The following is a 19,073-nucleotide window of genomic DNA, read 5'->3' on the forward strand; positions in this document are numbered from 1 at the left end:
GCGGAGGGCAGGGCCGTCCATATACGCGGACATGATCGTCTCAGTGAATGGACCAGGGGCGTGATCCGACGCCCCTGGTACTGATCGCGTCAGCCCGTCAGCTGGACATCGTGACCCGCGACCGAGACGTCTATGCCGTCCTTGGAGGTCTCCACCTTGTCCAGCCGCATCCCGGTGGGCAGTCCATCGATCTTCCGCTCCATGTCGGTCTTCTCGCGCACCTTGTCCTCCCACTGGGGGATGCTGCCGCCCGGTATCGACTCGGCGTGCAGCCGGATGGTGTTGCCGTTCACGATGGTGACCTGGGAGTGGGCGGTGAGGCTGAAGCCCAGCAGACTGCCGGTGATCTTGACTTTGTTGGCGCCCGACGGGTCGTGGGCGACCGTGATCCCCGGACCGGCGGCCTGCGAGAGGTCCGCGTAGCTGATGTGGGCCGAGCCGGTGGCACGGTCGGCGCTGGCCGACGAGAAGTTGCCCGAGATGCGCACGTTGTGCAACTGGGCGTCGAGCTCGGTGACCCGGACGCTGCGGCCGTCCCCCGCGTCCGTCGTCAGCCCGTCCACGCCGACGTCGACCTCGTCCAGCTCCTTGCCCACGACCTGGGTGAGGAACGGGAAGCCCTTGATCGAGACATTGGGCGTCGTGGTCAGGCCCTGAGAACTCTTGATCTTGTCGGCCGCCTTGGACTCGGCCATGTACACCGCGATGCGGTCGGCGGCCACGAAGAGGCCGCCGAGTATCACGACGACGATCAGTGTGATGCGTAGTGCGCGCATGTGCGTGGGTCCCCCAGGCTCTCGCTCAGGCCCTCGCGCCTGAGGCTGCGAGCCTATCCGGAGCGGATGAGCGGGAGCCGGGGAGTCAGCCCAGAGCGCGGCCGATCACATAGACCACGGGGGCGGCGGCCGCGAGCGGCAGCGCCACGCCGGCCGTCATGTGGACGAAGCGCGAGGGGTAGTCGTAGCTGGCGACCCGGTGGCCGATCAGCGCGCACGCCCCGGCCGCGAACCCGAGCAGGGCGGCGGTGGACGTGCCCGTTCCGGTGAGCTGCCCGGCTCCGACCCCGGCGCCGGTGGCGGCCGCCAGCGCGACCACGACCGCGGCGGCGGTCGGCAGCGGCAGTGCCCGGACGAGCACGGCCACGGCTACGGCGGCCGCGCCCACCACCACGGCGTCCGAGGACTCGGCGACGGCGGCCAGATGGCCGGCCGCGAGCACGGCGAGGGCCGTGGCCGCCACGGCGGCCGTAAGGCCGTACAGCCGCTCGTCCGGGGAGGCGTGACTGCGGAGCTGGAGGATCAGCACCAGCAGCAGCCAGACGCCGATGGTGCCGATGACGACCGTAGGGGCGTGGGACGGCTCGGTGGCGAGCAGGCCGACGTCGGCGGCCAGACCGCCCGCGAAGGCGAGCGCGATGCCCTGCCGGGCGGGCCACATGCCGTTCAGCCGGAACCAGCCCGCCGCCGTGACCGCCTGGAGCGCCGCCACCGCGACGGCGACCGCCGGGCGGCCCAGCGGTGCGGTGGCCGCGAGCAGGGCGGCGAGCACGGAGGTCAGGGCGGCGGGGACGAACCCCGGGTGGACGATCTGCGGACGCCCCTCGGCCTTGGCCTTCTCGGCGGCGGTGAGCGGCCGGTCCGGCTGCGGGGCGGGCGGCTCGGCGGTCGCGGTCGCGGCCTGTGCCTGAGCCGGGGCTTGAGCCTGCGCCGGGGCTTGAGCCTGAGGCGGGGCCTGCGACGGGGCCTGAGCCGGGGCCTGGGACGGGTCGGCGGGCTGGTGGTACGGGTGCTGCTGCTGCTGATCCCAGCCCTGGGCGTACTGGCCCTGGTGGCCCTGATGTCCTGGGGGGCCCTGGTGCGGCTGCTGGCCCTGCTGCCCCTGGTGGCCCTGCTGGGCGGCGGCGTAGGGGTCCGCGTACGGCGGCTGCTGGTACTGCTGCTGCGGGTGCTGGTACTGCGGCGGCTGGGCCTGGGCGTACCCCTGCTGCTGATACCCCTGCTGCTGATACCCCGCGTACCCCTGCCAGTCGGCCTGCTGCTGGCCACCCTGGCCATTGCCACCGTGAGCGCCGTTGCCACCGTGAGCGCCGTTGCCACCGGGGCCGCCATGGCCGCCGTAAGGATGCCCGCTCTGGTCGTATCCCCCATAAGGAGCCTCGTACGACCCGTACGGGGGATACGGCTGCTGGCCTTGCTGCGGATGAGGCTCGTCGGGCTGATGAGGCTCGTTGGGCTGGTGCGGCTGGTTGCTCATGAGCTCGGGGTTCACCCTCCTGCGAACGGCGGGAGCACCTCGACCGTGCCGCCCTCGGCGAGTTGGATCGTCTTGTGGTCACGGGTGCCGGCCGGGGTTCCGTCGACCAGGAACGAACAGCGCAGCAGGACCCGTGCGAACTCCGGCCGCGCGTTGTGCCGCTGCCGGGCCGCGTCAAGCGCCTCCGCCAGTGTCCACGCGGTGTACGGCTCCTCCGCGGTGCCGGCCGCGGCGCGGGCCGCGGCCCAGTACCGGATGGTCCCGGCGGGCGTGCTCATCATCGCCATCGCGATCCCTTTCCCGTCATCTGCCGCCTCCATGATGACGGGTGCGGGACCGCGCCCGGGACCACACGCGGTTCGTCGAAAATACGGCCGGTTCAGGACGAGTGTCACTTAAGGTTTCCGTGTGCTGGTACGACTGATACGGGCGTATCTGAGGCCCTACACCCGAACGATCACGCTGATCGTCTTATTGCAGCTGGTGCAGACCATCGCCACCCTCTATCTGCCCGCACTGAACGCGGACATCATCGACAGCGGAGTGGTGAAGGGCGACACCGGCTACATCCTCCGTGTCGGCGGGCTGATGATCGCCGTCACCTTCGTCCAGATCGTGTGCGCCGCGGGGGCCGTCTACTTCAGCGCCCGCACCGCCATGGCGCTCGGCCGCGATGTGCGCGCCGCCGTCTTCGACCGGGTGCAGTCCTTCTCCGCCCGGGAGATGGGCCACTTCGGGGCGCCGTCCCTGATCACCCGCACCACCAACGACGTCCAGCAGGTGCAGATGCTGTGCCTGATGGCCTTCACCCTGATGGTCTCGGCGCCGATCATGTGCGTCGGCGGCGTGGTCATGGCGCTCAACGAGGATGTGCCGCTGTCCGGGCTGCTCCTGCTCATCGTTCCGGCCCTGGGCCTCGTGGTCACCCTCATCGCCCGCCGGATGCGGCCGCTGTTCCGCGACGTCCAGCAGCGCATCGACACCGTCAACCGGGTGCTGCGCGAGCAGATCACCGGGATCCGGGTCATCCGCGCCTTCGTCCGCGACACCCATGAGCGCGGCCGCTTCACCGACGCCAACACCGGGCTGATGGATGTCTCGCTGCGCGCCGGGCGGCTGATGTCGCTGATGTTCCCGGCCGTGATGCTGGTGGTGAACGTCTCCAGCGTGGCCGTCGTCTGGTTCGGCGGGCACCGCATCGACAGCGGCGGGATGCAGATCGGCGCGCTGACCGCGTTCCTCAGCTATCTGATGCAGATCCTGTCGTCCGTGATGATGGCCACCTTCATGTTCATGATGGTGCCGAGGGCCGAGGTGTGTGCCGAGCGCGTCCAGGAGGTGCTGGACACCGGGACCAGTGTCGTACCGCCGCTGATGCCCGTCGCGCCCGCGCCCGCCGACGCCGGACGGGGGCTGCTGGAGCTGCGGGGCGTGGAGTTCCGCTACCCCGGCGCCGACGCGCCCGTGCTGCGCGACATCTCGCTGACCGCCCGGCCCGGCCGGACCACCGCCGTCATCGGCTCCACCGGCAGCGGCAAGTCGACCCTGCTCGGGCTGGTGCCGCGGCTGTTCGACGCGACCGACGGCAGCGTCCACCTCGACGGGGTGGATGTGCGCGACCTCGCCCCCGAGGTGATGACCCGGGCCATAGGGCTGGTCCCGCAGAAGCCGTACCTGTTCGCCGGCACCGTCGCCTCAAACCTGCGGTACGGCGACCCCGACGCCACCGACGAGGAGCTGTGGCGGGCCCTGGAGACCGCCCAGGCACGGGAGTTCGTGGCGGCCATGGAGGGCGGTCTGGACGCCCCGATCGCCCAGGGCGGAACCAATGTGTCCGGCGGCCAGCGGCAGCGGCTGGCGATCGCCCGCGCCCTGGTCCGCAAGCCGTCCGTCTACCTCTTCGACGACTCCTTCTCCGCGCTCGACTACGCCACCGACGCCCGGCTGCGGGCGGCGCTCGCGGACGAGACGGACAACGCGACGGTGGTCATCGTCGCCCAGCGGGTGTCCACGATCCGGGGCGCCGATCTGATCGTGGTCCTCGACGCGGGGCGGATCGTCGGCGCCGGCACCCACGGCGAGCTGATGGCCGGCAATGAGACCTATCGCGAGATCGTGCTCTCCCAGCTCACCGAGGAGGAGGCGGCATGAGCGGCACTTCGGCGCCCCGCAGGGGGCCGGCGCCCGCCGCCGGGCCCGGCCGCTTCATGGGCGGGCAGCCCACCGAGCGGTCCATGGACTTCCGCGGCTCCGGCCGCCGGCTGCTGGTCCGGCTCCGCCCCGAGCGCGGGATCGTGCTGCTGGTGCTCGCGCTGGGCACGGTCAGCACCGGGCTCGCGGTGGTGGGCCCGAAGATCCTCGGTGCGGCCACCGACCTGATCTTCGCGGGCATCGTCGGACGGCAGCTGCCCGACGGCGTGAGCAAGGAGCAGGCCGTCCAGTCGCTGCGCGACAAGGGCCAGGGCACGGTCGCCGACATGGTCGCCTCGATGGACGTCACCCCGGGCCAGGGCATCGACTTCCACGCGGTCGGCGTCGTGCTGCTGTGGGTCACGGCGCTGTATGTGGCCGCCGCGCTCCTGGGCCTGGTCCAGGGCCGGGTGGCGACCGTCGTCGTCCAGCGCGCGGTCTTCCGGCTGCGCGAGGACGTGGAGCACAAGCTGGCGCGGCTGCCGCTGGCGTACTTCGACAAGCAGTCGCGCGGCGAGGTGCTCTCCCGCGCCACCAACGACATCGACAACATCCAGCAGACGCTCCAGCAGACCCTCAGCCAGATCATGGCCTCGCTGCTGACGATCGTGGGCGTGCTGTCGATGATGTTCTGGATCTCGCCGCTGCTGGCTCTGGTGGCGCTGATCACCGTCCCGGTCTCGGTGTGGGTGACGACACGCATCGGCAAACGCGCGCAGCCGCAGTTCATCGCCCAGTGGAAGACCACGGGCAAGCTCAACGCCCATATCGAGGAGATGTACACCGGCCATGCGCTGGTGAAGGTCTTCGGGCGGGAGAAGGAGTCCGCGCAGGCGTTCCGCGAGCAGAACGACGAGCTCTACGGGGCGGGCTTCCGGGCCCAGTTCATCTCCGGTCTGATCCAGCCGTCGATGATGTTCATCGGGAACCTCAACTATGTGCTGGTGGCCGTGGTCGGCGGGCTCCGGGTGGCCTCCGGCGCGCTGTCGATCGGCGATGTCCAGGCGTTCGTCCAGTACTCCCGGCAGTTCAGCCAGCCGCTCACCCAGGTGGCCTCCATGGCCAACATGGTGCAGTCGGGCGTGGCCTCCGCCGAGCGGGTCTTCGAGCTGCTGGACGCGCCGGAGCAGAGCGCGGAGCCGGTGGACGCGCGGCGGCCGGAGGCGGTGCGCGGGCAGGTCGCGTTCGAGGAGGTCTCCTTCCGCTACCAGCCGGACACGCCGCTCATCGAGGGTCTTTCGCTGTCGGTGCGGCCGGGCCAGACCGTGGCCATCGTCGGGCCGACCGGTGCCGGGAAGACCACGCTGGTCAATCTGCTGATGCGGTTCTACGAGGTCAGCGGCGGGCGGATCACACTGGACGGGGTGGACATCGCCGAGATGACACGGGAGGAGCTGCGCTCCCACATCGGGATGGTGCTCCAGGACACCTGGCTGTTCGGCGGGACGATCGCCGAGAACATCGCGTACGGGGCGGAGGGGGCGAGCCCCGAGAGGATCGTGGCGGCGGCGAAGGCCACCTATGTGGACCGCTTCGTACGGATGCTGCCGGACGGCTACGACACGGTGATCGACGAAGAGGGCTCCAACGTCAGCGCCGGTGAGAAGCAGCTGATCACGATCGCGCGGGCGTTTCTCTCCGAGCCGTCGATCCTGGTGCTGGACGAGGCCACCAGCTCGGTGGACACCCGTACCGAGGTCCTCATCCAGCGGGCGATGGCCTCGCTGCGCAGCGGCCGTACGAGCTTCGTGATCGCCCACCGGCTGTCGACCATCCGGGACGCGGACGTGATCCTGGTCATGGAGTCGGGGCGGATCGTGGAGCAGGGCTCGCACGACGCGCTGCTCGCGGCCGGGGGCGCGTACGCGCGGCTCTACGCGTCCCAGTTCGCCGAGCCGGTGGCGGAAACCGAATAGGCGAGGGCCGGGGGACGGGCTCAGGCATGGGCCGCGGCCCAGTCGGCGATGCGGGTCAGCAGGTCGGGGGAGGCGGCGGTCTCGGCGTGGCCGTAGCCCGGTTCGATCCACAGCTCCGAGGCGGCCGGGTCCGCTGCCGACGCCAGCATCCGCGGATGGTCCAGCGGGAAGTACGGATCCCGGTCGCCGTGCACGATCAGCAGCGGCGTCGGCGCGATCAGCGGCGCCGCGGCCACCGGGGACAGCGGATCGACGGCCCAGCCGCGGGGGTCGATCCGGGTGCGCAGGCCGTAGCGGGAGACCAGCCGCCCCGTCGGCCGGGTGATCGCCCAATGGAGCCGCCGCATGGGCGCGGTGCCGCGGTAGTACCAGCGGGCGGGCGAGCTCACGGCGACCACGGCATCAGGCGCCGCGCCGTCGGCCGACCCGGCGGACTCTTCGGCCTTCCGGTACAGCGCCGCCTGCCGGATCACCACCGAGCCGCCCATCGAGAAGCCGACGGTGGCCACCCGCCGGTGTCCGAGCCGGCGCGCCCAGCGCACCGCGGCGGCCAGGTCCAGCACCTCGCGATCGCCCACCGTGGACCGTCCGCCGGACCGCCCATGACCTCGGAACGAGAACGTGATCACGGCCGTACGCTGGCGAAACGCCAATGCCACCCGCCGTAGCGCGGGGCGCTCCAGGGCGCCGGAGAAGCCGTGCCCGACCACCAGCGCGAGGTGGTCGGAGGGTTCGGTGCCGACCCTCGGGGAAGGTTCGTAGCGCGCCTCGACGGAGACCCCGTCATCGGTCAGCAGCATGGCCCGTTGTTCCCCCGCGGTGACCGTGGAAGGACAACGGGGAGCAGATTGAGCCTCTCCGGCGCATGTCATGTGGGTTATTCTGTCGTGAAGAGGATCCGGGCAACGTAGCCCCCGGGTCCTTTTGTGCTTTCGGGGCGGGGGTGCGCGTTTGAGCGCACCGTCGCTCCAAGGGCGCGGAGCGTGACCGTACGAAGTAGTAGCCGCAGACTCCCCCGGGCACGGCCTGGGAGGTGCCCCTCTCGCAAGGGACCGAGGAGGAACCGACGTAATGGGCGAGCGAAGCGTGCACAACCTCGAGAAGACGGCCGGGGCAGGTGATGGACGATGAGTTCCCTCCTGCTGCTGACCAACGCACTCCAGCCCTCGACGGAGGTGCTCCCCGCCCTCGGCCTGCTGCTGCACAGCGTGCGGGTGGCCCCCGCCGAAGGCCCCGCCCTGGTGGACACCCCGGGCGCCGACGTCATCCTGATCGACGGCCGCCGGGATCTGCCGCAGGTGCGCAGCCTGTGCCAGCTGCTGCGGTCCACCGGCCCCGGGTGTCCGCTGCTCCTGGTGGTGACCGAGGGCGGGCTCGCCGCCGTCACCGCCGACTGGGGCATCGACGACGTCCTGCTGGACACCGCGGGCCCGGCCGAGGTCGAGGCCCGGCTGCGGCTGGCCATGGGCCGTCAGCAGATCACCACCGACGACAGCCCGATGGAGATCCGCAACGGCGATCTGTCGGTCGACGAGGCCACCTACAGCGCCAAGCTCAAGGGGCGTGTGCTCGATCTCACATTCAAGGAGTTCGAGCTGCTGAAGTACCTCGCCCAGCACCCGGGCCGGGTCTTCACCCGGGCGCAGCTGCTCCAGGAGGTCTGGGGCTACGACTACTTCGGCGGCACCCGCACCGTGGACGTCCACGTCCGGCGGCTGCGCGCCAAACTGGGCCCGGAGCACGAGTCCCTGATCGGCACGGTGCGGAACGTGGGCTACCGCTTCGTCGCGCCGGAGAAGGTCGAGCGCGCCGCGGAGGAGGCCCGGGCCAAGGCGGCGGCGCGGGACGCCGGAGGAGCGGGCGGCGCGGCGCGTGGCGGGCACCCCGACGGCGCGGCCGACTCCTCAGGCTCCGCGGGCTCTGTCGGCTCCTCGGCGAGGACCGCTGCCGCACGACCGGCCAACAGCTAGCTGGACCCGCGTAGACTTCGCGCGTGGCCAAGGTGACGCGGGATGATGTGGCAAGACTTGCGGGAACGTCGACCGCGGTCGTCAGTTACGTCATCAATAACGGACCCCGGCCGGTCGCCCCGGCCACGCGCGAGCGGGTGCTCGCCGCGATCAAGGAGCTCGGCTACCGGCCGGACCGGGTCGCGCAGGCGATGGCGAGCCGCCGGACCGATCTCATAGGACTGATCGTTCCGGACGCCCGGCAGCCGTTCTTCGCGGAGATGGCGCACGCCGTCGAGCAGGCGGCCGCCGAGCGCGGAAAGATGGTGCTGGTCGGCAACTCGGACTACCTGGACGAGCGCGAGGTGCACTATCTGCGCGCCTTCCTGGGGATGCGGGTGTCCGGGCTGATCCTCATCAGCCAGGGCCCGAGCGAGAACGCGGCGGCCGAGATCGAGGCCTGGGACGCCCGGGTGGTGCTGCTGCACGAGCGGCCCGAGGCGATCGACGACGTGGCGGTGGTGCTGGACGACGTCGGTGGCGCGCAGCTCGCGGTGCGGCATCTGCTGGAGCACGGCCATGACTATGTGGCCTGCCTCGGCGGCACCGAGATAACCCCGACGGTCGGCGACCCGGTCACCGACCATGTGGAGGGCTGGCGCCGCGCGATGCACGAGGCCGGGCGGCCGACCGACGGGCGGCTCTTCCAGGCCCCTTACAACCGGTACGACGCCTATAAGGTCGCGCTCGATCTGCTCGCCGGTCCCGACCGGCCCCCGGCCATCTTCTGCGCCACCGACGACCAGGCGTTCGGGGTGCTGCGGGCGGCGCGTGAGCTGCGGATCGACGTCCCCGGGGAACTGGCGGTGGCCGGTTTCGACGATGTGAAGGAAGCCCATCTCACCGACCCCCCACTGACCACGGTCGGCTCCGACCGCCCCGCGATGGCGCGCGCCGCGGTCGACCTCGTCCTGGACGACGGCGTCCGCCTCGCCGGCTCCCGCCGCGAACGGGTCAAGCAGTTCCCGTCGGCCCTGGTGGTCCGCCGCTCCTGCGGCTGCGCGTAGCGCTTCGGGAACGCCGCCGCCCTACTGGCCCTGTGGCGACCGTAAGGGCGTTGGCGACACCCTTATGTCGGGCATACCGACTTCTGGCCGGGTTCTCAGCGGGCACTCACGGGACTCTCATACTCCGGCCGCACAGTCATAGACATGACGGACAGCACACGCCGCAGCGGCGCAGACGAGCCCTATCCCTACGCGTACGGCGGCGGTGCGGGGTATCCCGACCCGCCCGCGTATCAGCCTCAGCAGCCGGTCACCACGCCGTCCGGGGTCACCGTATGGCCGGGTGACGGCGGTGGCAGTGGCGGGAGCGGCGCGGGGGAGGACGGCGGCGCGTTCGCGAGTGAGGGGGCGCACGGGGGCGGGGGGCGGCGCAGGGCGCGGGTCTCGCGGCCGGTCGCGCTGATCGCGGCCGTGGCGGCGGTCTCGGCGCTCGTGGGCGGCGGGGCGGCCGCGCTGGTCACCAACGCCACCCAGAAGTCCGACACCACGATCTCCACCCCCGTGGTCAACGCCAAGTCCAGCAGCAACAGCGGGGTTTCGGCCGTCGCGGCGGCCGTCAGCCCCAGCATCGTGGAGGTCAGCGCCAGCGGCACCAGCGGCCAGTCCACCGGCTCCGGCGTGGTGATCACCAGCGGCGGCGAGATCATCACCAACAACCACGTGGTCTCCGGCGCCGACGCGATCAAGGTGACCTTCAGCGACGGCAGCAAGAAGACCGCGACGGTCGTCGGCACCGACAGCAAGAAGGATCTCGCCCTGATCAAAGTGGAGGGCGCGAGCGGGCTGAAGGCCGCGTCCCTCGGCGACTCCGGCAAGGTCACGGTGGGCGACCAGGTCGTGGCCATCGGCTCGCCGGAAGGGCTTACCGGCACCGTCACCAGCGGCATCGTCTCCGCCCTCGACCGTGACGTCACCGTCTCCACGGACCAGGGCCAGGGGCAGGGCCAGGACGGTCAGGGGCCGGGCGGCGGCGGGCAGTGGCCGTTCGAGTTCGGCGGCGGCCGGTACAACGGCGACGTCGGCTCCTCGACCACCACCTACAAGGCCATCCAGACCGACGCCTCGCTCAACCCCGGCAACTCCGGCGGCGCGCTGATCAACATGAGCGGCCAGGTCATCGGCATCAACTCCGCGATGTACTCCGCGGCCTCGGACCAGAGCTCCAGCAGCGCGGGCAGCGTCGGCCTCGGCTTCTCGATCCCGATCAACACCGTCAAGTCCGATCTCGCCTCCCTGCGCGCGGGCGGAAGTGACAGCAACGCCTGATGGACGTGCGAGGCTGGCAGCAGCGCCGCACAGCCCGCCGCGGTCACCTGCCCGCCCCACCGTCACCCGCTTTGAGGAAACCGCCCCATGAGCCCCGCCGACCACGGCGACCAGCCGGCCCGCATCCTGATCGTCGACGACGAGCCGGCCGTCCGGGAAGCCCTTCAGCGCAGCCTCGTCTTCGAGGGCTACGCGACCGAGACCGCCGTGGACGGACTGGACGCGCTGGGCAAGGTCGGCTCCTACGACCCCGAGCTGATCGTGCTCGATGTGCTGATGCCCCGGATGGACGGGCTGACCGCCGCGCGGCGGCTGCGCGCCACCGGGGTGACGCTGCCGATCCTGATGCTCACCGCGCGGGACACGGTCGGCGACCGGGTCACCGGACTCGACGCGGGCGCCGACGACTACCTCGTCAAACCCTTCGAACTGGACGAACTGCTGGCCCGCATCCGCGCCCTGCTCCGCCGCAGCTCCTACGCCGCCCAGCAGGGCGCGGCGCCGCCCGAGGGGGACGTGCTGGCCTTCGGCGATCTGCGGATGGACCTGACGACCCGCGAGGTCGCCCGGGGCGCGCGCCGCGTCGAGCTGACCCGGACCGAGTTCACCCTGCTGGAGATGTTCCTGGCGCATCCGCGCCAGGTGCTCACCCGTGAGCAGATCCTCAAGGCGGTGTGGGGCTTCGACTTCGAGCCGTCGTCCAACTCGCTGGACGTGTACGTGATGTATCTGCGCCGTAAGACCGAGGCGGGCGGCGAGCCGCGGCTCGTGCACACCGTACGCGGGGTGGGGTACGTCCTGCGGCCCGCGGAGGGCGAGCCCTCGTGAGGTTCCGCAGACTGCCGCTGCGCTCGCGGCTGGCCCTGCTGACCGCCATGGCGGTCGCGGTCGCGGTGGCGGTGTCCGCGTTCGCGTCCTGGCTGATCGTCCGGGAGCAGCTCAGCGCCCAACTCGACTCGTCCCTGCGCAACGTCACGGTGGACGAGCGCAATGTGCTGAGCATCCTGGAGGCGTGCCAGAACCCCGACGGCGCCGACGACCGCACCCCGCACGCCCTCGGCTCGTACTCCGTGCAGATCGTGCTCGCCGACGGGAGCCGCTGCACCCAGCCCGGGGCGACCAAGCTGCCGGTGACCACCGCCGACGTGGCCGTGGCCGTCGGGGAGCGGCCGAGCGCGCTGCATGACGCGACGGGCGCGGGCGGCGAGGACATGCGGGTGTTCACCTACCGGCCGGCCTCCGGCCCCGGCAGCCCGCTGCCGCGCGGGATCGCCGTCTCCATGGCGCGCCCGCTGAGCGAGGTAGCGCATCCGCTGGGCACGCTCGCGCTGGTCCTGGCCCTCGTCGCCGGGGTCGGTGTCGTGGGCGCGGGAGCGGCGGGCCTGTGGATCGCCAGGACCGGGCTCAAGCCCGTGGACCGGCTGACCGAGGCGGTCGAGCATGTGGCCCGCACCGAGGATCTGGCCGTGCGTATCCCGACGGAGGGCGATGACGAGATCGCCCGGCTGTCCCGGTCGTTCAACTCCATGACGGCGGCGCTCGCCTCCTCCCGCGACCGTCAGCAGCAGCTGATCGCGGACGCCGGGCATGAACTGCGCACCCCGCTGACCTCGCTGCGGACCAATATCGAGCTCCTCGCGCGCAGCGAGGAGACCGGCCGCGCGCTGCCGCCCGCCGACCGTAAGGCGCTCATGGGGAGCGTCAAGGCGCAGATGACCGAGCTGGCGGCGCTGATCGGCGATCTTCAGGAGCTGTCCCGCCCCGACGCGCTGCCCGGCAGCGGACCCCCGCAGATGGTCGCCCTGCACGAGGTGGTGCGGACGGCCCTGGAGCGGGCCCGGCTGCGCGGCGCCCATCTTACGATCAACGCCTCGATCGAGGCCTGGTACGTCCGGGGCGAGGCCACCGCCCTGGAGCGGGCGCTGGTCAATCTGCTCGACAACGCGGTGAAGTTCAGCCCTTCGGGTGGTGTGATCGACGTCGTCCTCAGAAGCGGAGAGGTACGGGTGCGCGACCATGGCCCCGGCATCCCCGCCGAGGAACTGCCGCATGTCTTCGAGCGCTTCTGGCGCTCCCCGTCCGCCCGCAGCATGCCCGGCTCGGGCCTCGGGCTGTCGATCGTGGCCCGTACGGTCCAGCAGTCGGGCGGCCAGGTGGGGCTGGAACCGGCCCCGGGCGGCGGCACGGTCGCCTGGCTCAGACTCCCAGGCGCGCCTACGGCTCCGCCGGACATCGCCCCGGACTGAGCCCAGCCTGCTCCGGCTCGGGGTCCGGTTCGGCGCAGGTCCGGCTCAGCCCGGTCCGGTTCGGGGGCCCGGCTCGGGGCTGGCTCAGCCCGGTCCGGTTCGGCTCGGTGCCCGGTTCGGCTCGGGTCCGGCGCGGATCCCGCTCGGCTCGTCCCGCCCGGCTTGGTCCGGCCCGGCCCGGCCTGGTCAGGGCGTGTCCGACGGGTCTTTCCCCTCCCCGCCCCTTCCCGTTACCAGGGGCTCTGCCCCTGGACCCCGGGCTGTTGGGGCGACGCCCCGGTCCGGGGGGTGTGGGGCGATGCCGCGGCCCGGGGGGCGAGGCTCCGGTGCGGGGTGTGGGGCGGAGCCTCGGTCCGGGGGGTGTGGGGCGGGGCCCCGGCAGTGGGGCGATGCCTCGGTCGGGGGTGTGGGGCGAGGCCCCGGCACGGGTATGGGGGGCGATGCCTCGGTCTGGGGGGCGAGGCCCCGGTGCGGGGTGTTGGGGCGACGCCCCGGTCTGGGGTGTGGGGCGGGGCCTCGGCACGGGTGTGGGGCGGGGCCCCGGTGCGGGGGGTGTGGGGCGAGGTCCTGGTCTGGGGTGTGGCGTGGAGCCCTTGTCCGGGATTTGGGGCGGGGCCCCTGTCCGGGGTGTGGGGCGGAGCCTCGGTGTGGGGTCTGGGGCGGAGCCCCGGTTTCGGGAAGGGGCGGGGAGGGGACAGCCCGCCGCAGGCGTCCAGATCCGTCGGACACGCCCTGACCAGGCTGGGGTCGGCTGGCCCAGCCCGCCCCCTCACCGCGGCCCGAGCCGGAGCGTCGGCTGCGGGCCCGTCTCGGCCGGCGAACCGTCCCCGGAGCCGTGCAGCCGCGCGTACGCCCCACCCAGCGCCAGCAGCTCGTGATGCGTGCCCGTCTCCACGAGCCGCCCGTGGTCCAGCACCAGGATGCGGTCCGCGTCCGCCGCCAGGTTCAGATCGTGGGTGATCATGATCGTGGTGCGGCCGGACATCAGCCGCCGCAGCGGCCGCACGACCCGCCGCGCGGCCAGCGCGTCCAGACCGGTCGTGGGCTCGTCCAGGACGAGGACGGGCGCGTCGCGCAGCATCGCGCGGGCGATGGCGATGCGCTGGAGCTGCCCGCCGGACAGCCGCGCCGTATGCGGGTCGATCCGGGTGTCGTAGCCCTCGGGCAGCGCCGCGATGAAGTCGTGCGCGGCGGCGTCCCGCGCCGCGCGTACGATCTCGTGCTCGGCGGCCCCGGGGCGGCCGCAGGCGATGTTCTCGCGGATGGTGTCGTGCAGGATCAGGGTCTCCTGCGGCAGCAGCGTCACATGCGTCCGCAGAAAGCCCAGCGGCATCGCGTACAGCGGTACGCCGTCGAGCCGTACGAACCCCTCCGCCGGGTCGTAGAAGCGGGTCAGCAGCTTGGAGACGGTGGACTTGCCCGCCCCGCTCGCCCCGGTGATCAGCACGAACTCACCCGGCCGGGCGGTGAACGAGACCCCGGCCAGGGTGCGCCGGTCGCCGCCGGGGTAGCGGAAGCCGACACCGTCGAACTCCACCGTGCCGTGCACCCGCCACGGCGCCATCGCGGCCCCCGGCGGCGGATCGCTCACGGTGGGCTCGGCGTCGAGGATCTCCGCCAGCCGCTCGGCGCCCGCGGCGGCGGCCGTAAGGGTGAGACCGAGCTGCCCGAGGTTGCGGATCGGCGGGTAGAGGTAGCCGAGGAAGGCGGCGAAGGCCAGCAGCTGGCCGATGGTCATCCGGTCCTGGGAGATCTCCCAGGCGCCGAGCCCGATCACGGCGAGCACGCACAGCGTCTCGATGACCTCGACCAACTGCTCGTACAGCTCGCTCATCCGGGCACCGGCCACCGACGCCCGCAGCCACGCCCGCGCCTCCCGGTCCAGCCGCCGCTCCTCGGCGTCCTTACGGTGGTACGCCTGCGTCAGCACGACGTTGCCGAGCGACTCCTCGACGACGGAGGTGATCGCGCCGTCGGCGACCCGCTCGTCCCGCGCGACCGAGCCGATCCGCCCCGAGAAGCGCCGCGCGGCCAGCCAGAACAGCGGCGCCAGGACGAAGGTGACCAGCGCCAGGTCCCAGCGCAGCCGGAAGGCGGCCACGGAGAAGAACACCGTGCTGAAGACGGCGGAGACGGTGCTCACCACCCCGGAGACCACCATCTGCTCGATGGACTCCACGTCCCCGGTGAGCCGCTCGACCAGATCGCCCTGGCGGTGGCGCTGGAAGAAGTGCGGCGGCAGATCCTGCACATGCGCGAAGACCCGGGCCCGCAGCCGCAGTACGAACCGTTCCGCGGTCCATACGGCGAGCGAGTTGCCCATATAGCCGACGCCCGCGCCGAGCACCGCGACCGCGAGCCACTGCGCGGCGGGAACCCAGAAGGCGCTGAGCGAGCCCTGCCGCAGGGCGTTGTCGGTCAGATCGGAGAAGAGGAGGATCGCGGCGGTCTCGGCGAGCGCCGCGGCGATGACACAGGCGCAGATGAGCACCAGCCAGCGCCGGTCGCCCCTGGTGAGCGGCCAGAACCGGCGGAACGCCTGTCGCGCGGCCAGCCGCGGAGCCGCCCCCTCGCCGCCGGGCTCACCGTCCCCCGCGTCCACGGGCAGGTACTCCTCGGGGAGCTGCGGGGCGGCCTTCGGCTGATGACGGCCGTAAGGACGCGGCCGCCCGAGCCGCCGATGCCGTCCCAGGCCGGTGGCCGCCGGGTCGGATCCGAGCGCGCGCAGCTGCATGGTGGGCTGGTCTTCGTAAGGGGTCACGGTCGGTCTCTCCCGCTCGGCTCCTCGGTTCCGGACAAGGCCGAGGCGGGCCCGCGGCGCGCTGCCGCGGACCCGCCTTTCTCGATGTGTGGGTTCAGCCGCCGATGGGGCGGCGGTGGGGCTTCTTCGGGCCCTTCTTCGGGGCCGGCTTCGGGGCGTGGTGCTTCTTCTTCGGCTCGGCCTTGCGGGCGGGCTTGACCGGGACGATCTTGTGGAAGCTCATGATGGTGCCTTTCGGAATTCGCTGTTTCTTTTCCTTTGCCGGAGCCGTTCGGCTTCGACACGGAAGACATTAGGAGCGATATCCGTGAGGGAGATCGGACTGAGCTGTGCGTTTGCCCAGAACGGGCTCAAGGAATTTTTACGCGGGATGTGGAACCGCGGGCCGACCTGCCGCGTCACGCGCGAAGCGCCTGCCCAGAACGCCCGCGTAGGCATGTGAAAGGGGCTGGTGGCGCACGCCACCAGCCCCTTTCACAAGAGCCGAATGTGTTCGGCGAGTTCAGCCGGTCTCAGCGGGTCTTTCCGAATTTCAGCCCCGCACCGGTCAGATCGGCCCGAATCCCCTCCGGGGACACGCCAATGTTCGCCAACCGGATGCCCTTCGCCTTTTCGGGCAGCTGGAAGGAGAGCTCCAGCTTGTTCGTCAGCTCCGGCACCTTTATCCGTGCCAGCGCCGCCGCCACCGTCGGATCGATGCCGAGCTTCCTGGCCAGCTGGGGATGGTCGTTGGCCGCCTGGACGAGGTTGACCGCGAGCAGCGCGGGGACGAACCGCGGCGAGCCCGTGATCTCGTCCAGCTTCCGCTCGTCGTTCAGCGCCTGCCCCGCCTCCACCGGCGACACCCCGAGCTTCTTCGCCACCGAGGGGATCGACAGCAGCGCCTGCGCCTTCTCGGAGTCCTCGCTGATCTGCTTGGCCGCCTTCTTGTGCAGATACAGCCCGGGGCGCGGTTCGGGGCCGGGCCGGTAGGTGGCGATCCCGGGGATGTCCAGCCGCATATCGGTCACGCTGGTGGAGATCCCACGGTCTCCCTGGCGTCCGATATGTGCCTGGGCGTGCAGCGACACCTGCTGGCCCGCGACCGGCAGCTTCCCGTCCGCGCGCACCGAGCTGGGCCCCAGCGCCCGGAACCGCACCTGGGAGGCGCCCAGTTCACGGCTGAGATCCTCGAAGGACAGCAGCACATCGCCCTTCATCCGGCCCACCTTCGCCCCCCTGAAGGAGCTGGGCAGATCCCCCACGATCCGGATGTCCTGTACCTGGGCGCGCACTTCGGCGAGCGAGACCCGGTCGGCCGCCACGTCCGGTACGGCGATGTCGACCTGCTGGAGGTCCTTGCCCAGCACCTGGGTGAGGAACGGGAAGCCGTGGATGGTCACGTTCGGTGCCGTGGCCAGATTCAGCTTCTTCTGGAGCTCCTGCTCGGCCTTGCGCTCGGCGTACATCACCGCGCAGCGGTCGGCCAGCACCAGCAGCAGCGCCAGCACGACAAGCCCGATCAGCGCCTTCGCGGTGCGCGGCACCGCCCGGAAGCGGCCGCGCCGACGCCGGGACGAGCGGCGGTGGTTGGGCGGTGACCACCGCGCGCCGTCATCCCCGGAGCCGGAGGCGGCCGGCTTGTCTCTGCGCCCGCCGAGGTCGGCGTCGTCGTCATCGTCCGACGTCAGGCCGAGGCCCAGCGGGTCGTCCGGATCGTACGGGTCGGCCAGCTCGCCGAGTTCCTCGTAGGGGTTCCGGTAGTGAACGCCAGGTGAACCGCTGTGAGGATATGGGGACTGGGGTGAAGGTATGCGTGTGGGGGATCGCATCAATCAATACCACCACGGCACACTGCCCCACCCGCAAGTCCTAGCGGCGATACGTGGCGAACGGCACGTTCCGATTTCGCCTTCCGTGCACGTGCCGTTTCTCAGCGCGTGCCACGTGAGACCGCCCTGGCCTCGGTGACCGTCACCGCCCTGCCGTCCATCTCGCAGCCGTCGAGCTGGGCCATCGCCTTCTCCGCGGCCACCTCGTCCATCTCCACGAACCCGAACCCCCGCGAGCGGCCGCTCTCCCGGTCGGTGATCACGGTCGCGTCCAGCACCTCGCCGAACTGCCCGAACAGGGTCGCCAGGTCCCGTGTCGTCGTCTGATAGCTCAAGTTGCCCACATGCAGTCGTTTGGACATGACCGGCTCTCCTTGTTCTCCGTGGTTCCCAGAGGAGCGAACCGGCTCAATCCTCTCAGCGAGGTACGAAACCGGCCATTCACATGGGCTGAACCGGTCATCCCCCACGGCTCAGTGCAGCGTGCCGAGCTGCTCCACGGAGTACGGCACGAGCGCGTCCGCGCGCCCGGTCAGCACCTTCTCGGCCCACTCGGGGTCGGCGAGCAGGGCCCGCCCGACGGCCACGAGATCGAACTCGTCCCGCTCCAGCCGGTCCAGCAGATTCTCGATGTCCGCCACCTGAACCGGCCCGCTGCCGGTCCCCGGCACGAACGTCGGCAGGAAGTCCTGGTTCAGACCGACCGAACCGACCGTGATCGTCGGCTTCCCGATGAGCTTCTTCGTCCAGCCCGCGAGGTTCAGGTCCGAGCCCTCGAACTCCGGCGTCCAGTAGCGCCGGTTGGACGCGTGGAAGACATCCACCCCCGCCTCCGCCAGCGGCGTGAGCAGCGCCTCCAGCTCCTGCGGGGTCTCGGCCATCCGCACGTCGTAATGGTCCTGCTTCCACTGGGACGTACGGAAGATGATCGGGAACTCGGCGGAGACGGCCTTACGGCAGGCCGCCACCAGCTCGGCCGCGAAGCGGACCCGGGACGCCGGGTCGCCGCCGTAGGCGTCGGTACGGCGGTTCGTGGCGCCCCACAGGAACTGGTCGATCAAGTACCCATGCGCCCCGTGCAGTTCGACCCCGTCAAAACCGATCCGCTCCGCGGCGGCGGCCGCGTCGGCGAAGGCGGCGATCACCGCGTCCACGTCGCCCTGCGTCATCGCCCGCCCGACCGGCCGCCCGTCCAGCCCGACACCGGACGGGCTCAGCACCGGCGCCTCGGGGTGCGGGGGCGCCCCTTCCTCCCGCGAAACCCCCACATGCCAGATCTGCGGCGCGATCCGCCCGCCCGCGAGGTGCACCTGCTTCACGACCTCGGCCCACCCGGCCAGGGCGTCCTCCCCGTAGAACCGCGGCACGCTGTCGCTCAGCCCCGCCGAGGGGTGGTCGACATAGGTCCCCTCGGTAATGATCAGCCCCACCCCAGCGGCGGCCCGGCGCGCGTAGTACGCCACCACATCGGCATTGGGCACCCCGCCCGGCGAGAACATGCGGGTCATCGGCGCCATGGCGATCCGATTGCGCACGGTGAGCCCACCCACGGTGAACGGACGGGACAGAACCTGGGCCGCGCGCTCGGCGCTACTGCTCACGGACACGTGAATG

The 19,073-nt window shown here is 71.6% G+C and carries 16 protein-coding genes; 7 read left to right on the top strand and 9 right to left on the bottom strand.

The window, feature by feature from the left end; all coding sequences use genetic code 11:
- Positions 1–89: 89 nt before the first annotated feature.
- The 3 genes from ACJX2R_RS29155 to ACJX2R_RS29165 all read right to left on the bottom strand — a co-directional run bounded on the left by ACJX2R_RS29155 (position 90) and on the right by ACJX2R_RS29165 (position 2,540).
- Positions 90–776 carry a DUF2993 domain-containing protein gene (locus tag ACJX2R_RS29155; RefSeq protein WP_413102570.1) on the bottom strand — a complete coding sequence of 229 codons (687 nt, stop codon included), beginning with the start codon at positions 774–776 and terminating at the stop codon, positions 90–92.
- Positions 777–861: 85 nt separating this feature from the next.
- On the bottom strand, positions 862–2,253 hold the full coding sequence (locus tag ACJX2R_RS29160; RefSeq protein WP_413102571.1) for a hypothetical protein: 1,392 nt from the start codon (positions 2,251–2,253) through the stop codon (positions 862–864).
- An 11-nt stretch (positions 2,254–2,264) separates the two neighbouring features.
- Positions 2,265–2,540 (bottom strand): MoaD/ThiS family protein, encoded by a 276-nt coding sequence (locus tag ACJX2R_RS29165; RefSeq protein WP_262704462.1) that lies wholly within the window; start codon positions 2,538–2,540, stop codon positions 2,265–2,267.
- Between the two features lie 121 nt (positions 2,541–2,661).
- On the opposite strand from ACJX2R_RS29165, the gene ACJX2R_RS29170 reads away from it, so the two are divergent.
- Complete coding sequence (locus ACJX2R_RS29170) at positions 2,662–4,404, top strand: ABC transporter ATP-binding protein (RefSeq protein WP_413102572.1); 1,743 nt, start codon at positions 2,662–2,664, stop codon at positions 4,402–4,404.
- Positions 4,401–6,359: an ABC transporter ATP-binding protein gene (locus ACJX2R_RS29175; protein WP_413102573.1), complete on the top strand. Its 1,959-nt coding sequence runs from the start codon at positions 4,401–4,403 to the stop codon at positions 6,357–6,359. The genes ACJX2R_RS29170 and ACJX2R_RS29175 overlap by 4 nt, the downstream gene beginning before the upstream one ends.
- 20 nt (positions 6,360–6,379) lie before the next feature.
- Here ACJX2R_RS29175 and ACJX2R_RS29180 read toward each other — a convergent pair whose 3' ends face one another.
- Positions 6,380–7,231: an alpha/beta hydrolase gene (locus tag ACJX2R_RS29180; protein WP_413102574.1), complete on the bottom strand. Its 852-nt coding sequence runs from the start codon at positions 7,229–7,231 to the stop codon at positions 6,380–6,382.
- A 255-nt stretch (positions 7,232–7,486) separates the two neighbouring features.
- On the opposite strand from ACJX2R_RS29180, the gene ACJX2R_RS29185 reads away from it, so the two are divergent.
- The 5 genes from ACJX2R_RS29185 (at position 7,487) to ACJX2R_RS29205 (ending at position 12,887) form a co-directional block, all read left to right on the top strand.
- Positions 7,487–8,329, top strand: coding sequence for a winged helix-turn-helix transcriptional regulator (locus tag ACJX2R_RS29185; protein WP_413102575.1), 843 nt, complete (start codon positions 7,487–7,489; stop codon positions 8,327–8,329).
- Positions 8,330–8,352: 23 nt separating this feature from the next.
- Entirely contained in the window at positions 8,353–9,375 is a 1,023-nt protein-coding gene (locus ACJX2R_RS29190; RefSeq protein WP_262704458.1) for a LacI family DNA-binding transcriptional regulator, read from the top strand.
- 144 nt (positions 9,376–9,519) lie between these two features.
- Entirely contained in the window at positions 9,520–10,641 is a 1,122-nt protein-coding gene (locus ACJX2R_RS29195; RefSeq protein ID WP_262704457.1) for a S1C family serine protease, read from the top strand.
- A gap of 87 nt (positions 10,642–10,728) precedes the next feature.
- The gene (locus ACJX2R_RS29200; RefSeq protein WP_413102576.1) at positions 10,729–11,469 is read left to right on the top strand and encodes a response regulator transcription factor; all 741 of its coding nucleotides are present in this window, start codon (positions 10,729–10,731) and stop codon (positions 11,467–11,469) included.
- The gene (locus tag ACJX2R_RS29205) at positions 11,466–12,887 is read left to right on the top strand and encodes an ATP-binding protein (protein WP_413102577.1); all 1,422 of its coding nucleotides are present in this window, start codon (positions 11,466–11,468) and stop codon (positions 12,885–12,887) included. The genes ACJX2R_RS29200 and ACJX2R_RS29205 overlap by 4 nt, the downstream gene beginning before the upstream one ends.
- 769 nt (positions 12,888–13,656) lie before the next feature.
- On the opposite strand, the gene ACJX2R_RS29210 is transcribed toward ACJX2R_RS29205, so the two are convergent.
- The 5 genes from ACJX2R_RS29210 to ACJX2R_RS29230 form a co-directional block, all read right to left on the bottom strand.
- Positions 13,657–15,621, bottom strand: a complete 1,965-nt coding sequence (locus ACJX2R_RS29210) for an ABC transporter ATP-binding protein (protein WP_413105969.1) — start codon at positions 15,619–15,621, stop codon at positions 13,657–13,659.
- 121 nt (positions 15,622–15,742) lie between these two features.
- The gene (locus tag ACJX2R_RS29215) at positions 15,743–15,871 is read right to left on the bottom strand and encodes a hypothetical protein (RefSeq protein WP_020869498.1); all 129 of its coding nucleotides are present in this window, start codon (positions 15,869–15,871) and stop codon (positions 15,743–15,745) included.
- A gap of 289 nt (positions 15,872–16,160) precedes the next feature.
- A complete protein-coding gene (locus tag ACJX2R_RS29220; protein ID WP_413102578.1) occupies positions 16,161–17,459 on the bottom strand; it encodes a DUF2993 domain-containing protein in 1,299 nt (432 codons plus the stop codon).
- Between the two features lie 101 nt (positions 17,460–17,560).
- Entirely contained in the window at positions 17,561–17,821 is a 261-nt protein-coding gene (locus tag ACJX2R_RS29225; protein WP_020869496.1) for an RNA recognition motif domain-containing protein, read from the bottom strand.
- Positions 17,822–17,932: 111 nt separating this feature from the next.
- Positions 17,933–19,066 carry an NADH:flavin oxidoreductase gene (locus tag ACJX2R_RS29230; protein ID WP_413102579.1) on the bottom strand — a complete coding sequence of 378 codons (1,134 nt, stop codon included), beginning with the start codon at positions 19,064–19,066 and terminating at the stop codon, positions 17,933–17,935.
- Positions 19,067–19,073: the final 7 nt, after the last annotated feature.

The organism is Streptomyces sp. Inha503 (genome assembly GCF_047215865.1).
GTDB lineage: Bacteria > Actinomycetota > Actinomycetes > Streptomycetales > Streptomycetaceae > Streptomyces > Streptomyces lycopersici.

Bases quoted from the DNA above. Each gene is read 5' to 3' on its own strand.
- ACJX2R_RS29155 (WP_413102570.1), bottom strand. From the start codon at position 776: ATGCGCGCACTACGCATCACACTGATCGTCGTCGTGATACTCGGCGGC.
- ACJX2R_RS29160 (WP_413102571.1), bottom strand. From the start codon at position 2,253: ATGAGCAACCAGCCGCACCAGCCCAACGAGCCTCATCAGCCCGACGAG.
- ACJX2R_RS29165 (WP_262704462.1), bottom strand. From the start codon at position 2,540: ATGGCGATGATGAGCACGCCCGCCGGGACCATCCGGTACTGGGCCGCG.
- ACJX2R_RS29175 (WP_413102573.1), top strand. From the start codon at position 4,401: ATGAGCGGCACTTCGGCGCCCCGCAGGGGGCCGGCGCCCGCCGCCGGG.
- ACJX2R_RS29180 (WP_413102574.1), bottom strand. From the start codon at position 7,231: ATGACATGCGCCGGAGAGGCTCAATCTGCTCCCCGTTGTCCTTCCACG.
- ACJX2R_RS29185 (WP_413102575.1), top strand. From the start codon at position 7,487: ATGAGTTCCCTCCTGCTGCTGACCAACGCACTCCAGCCCTCGACGGAG.
- ACJX2R_RS29195 (WP_262704457.1), top strand. From the start codon at position 9,520: ATGACGGACAGCACACGCCGCAGCGGCGCAGACGAGCCCTATCCCTAC.
- ACJX2R_RS29200 (WP_413102576.1), top strand. From the start codon at position 10,729: ATGAGCCCCGCCGACCACGGCGACCAGCCGGCCCGCATCCTGATCGTC.
- ACJX2R_RS29210 (WP_413105969.1), bottom strand. From the start codon at position 15,621: ATGCAGCTGCGCGCGCTCGGATCCGACCCGGCGGCCACCGGCCTGGGA.
- ACJX2R_RS29215 (WP_020869498.1), bottom strand. From the start codon at position 15,871: ATGAGCTTCCACAAGATCGTCCCGGTCAAGCCCGCCCGCAAGGCCGAG.
- ACJX2R_RS29220 (WP_413102578.1), bottom strand. From the start codon at position 17,459: ATGCGATCCCCCACACGCATACCTTCACCCCAGTCCCCATATCCTCAC.
- ACJX2R_RS29225 (WP_020869496.1), bottom strand. From the start codon at position 17,821: ATGTCCAAACGACTGCATGTGGGCAACTTGAGCTATCAGACGACGACA.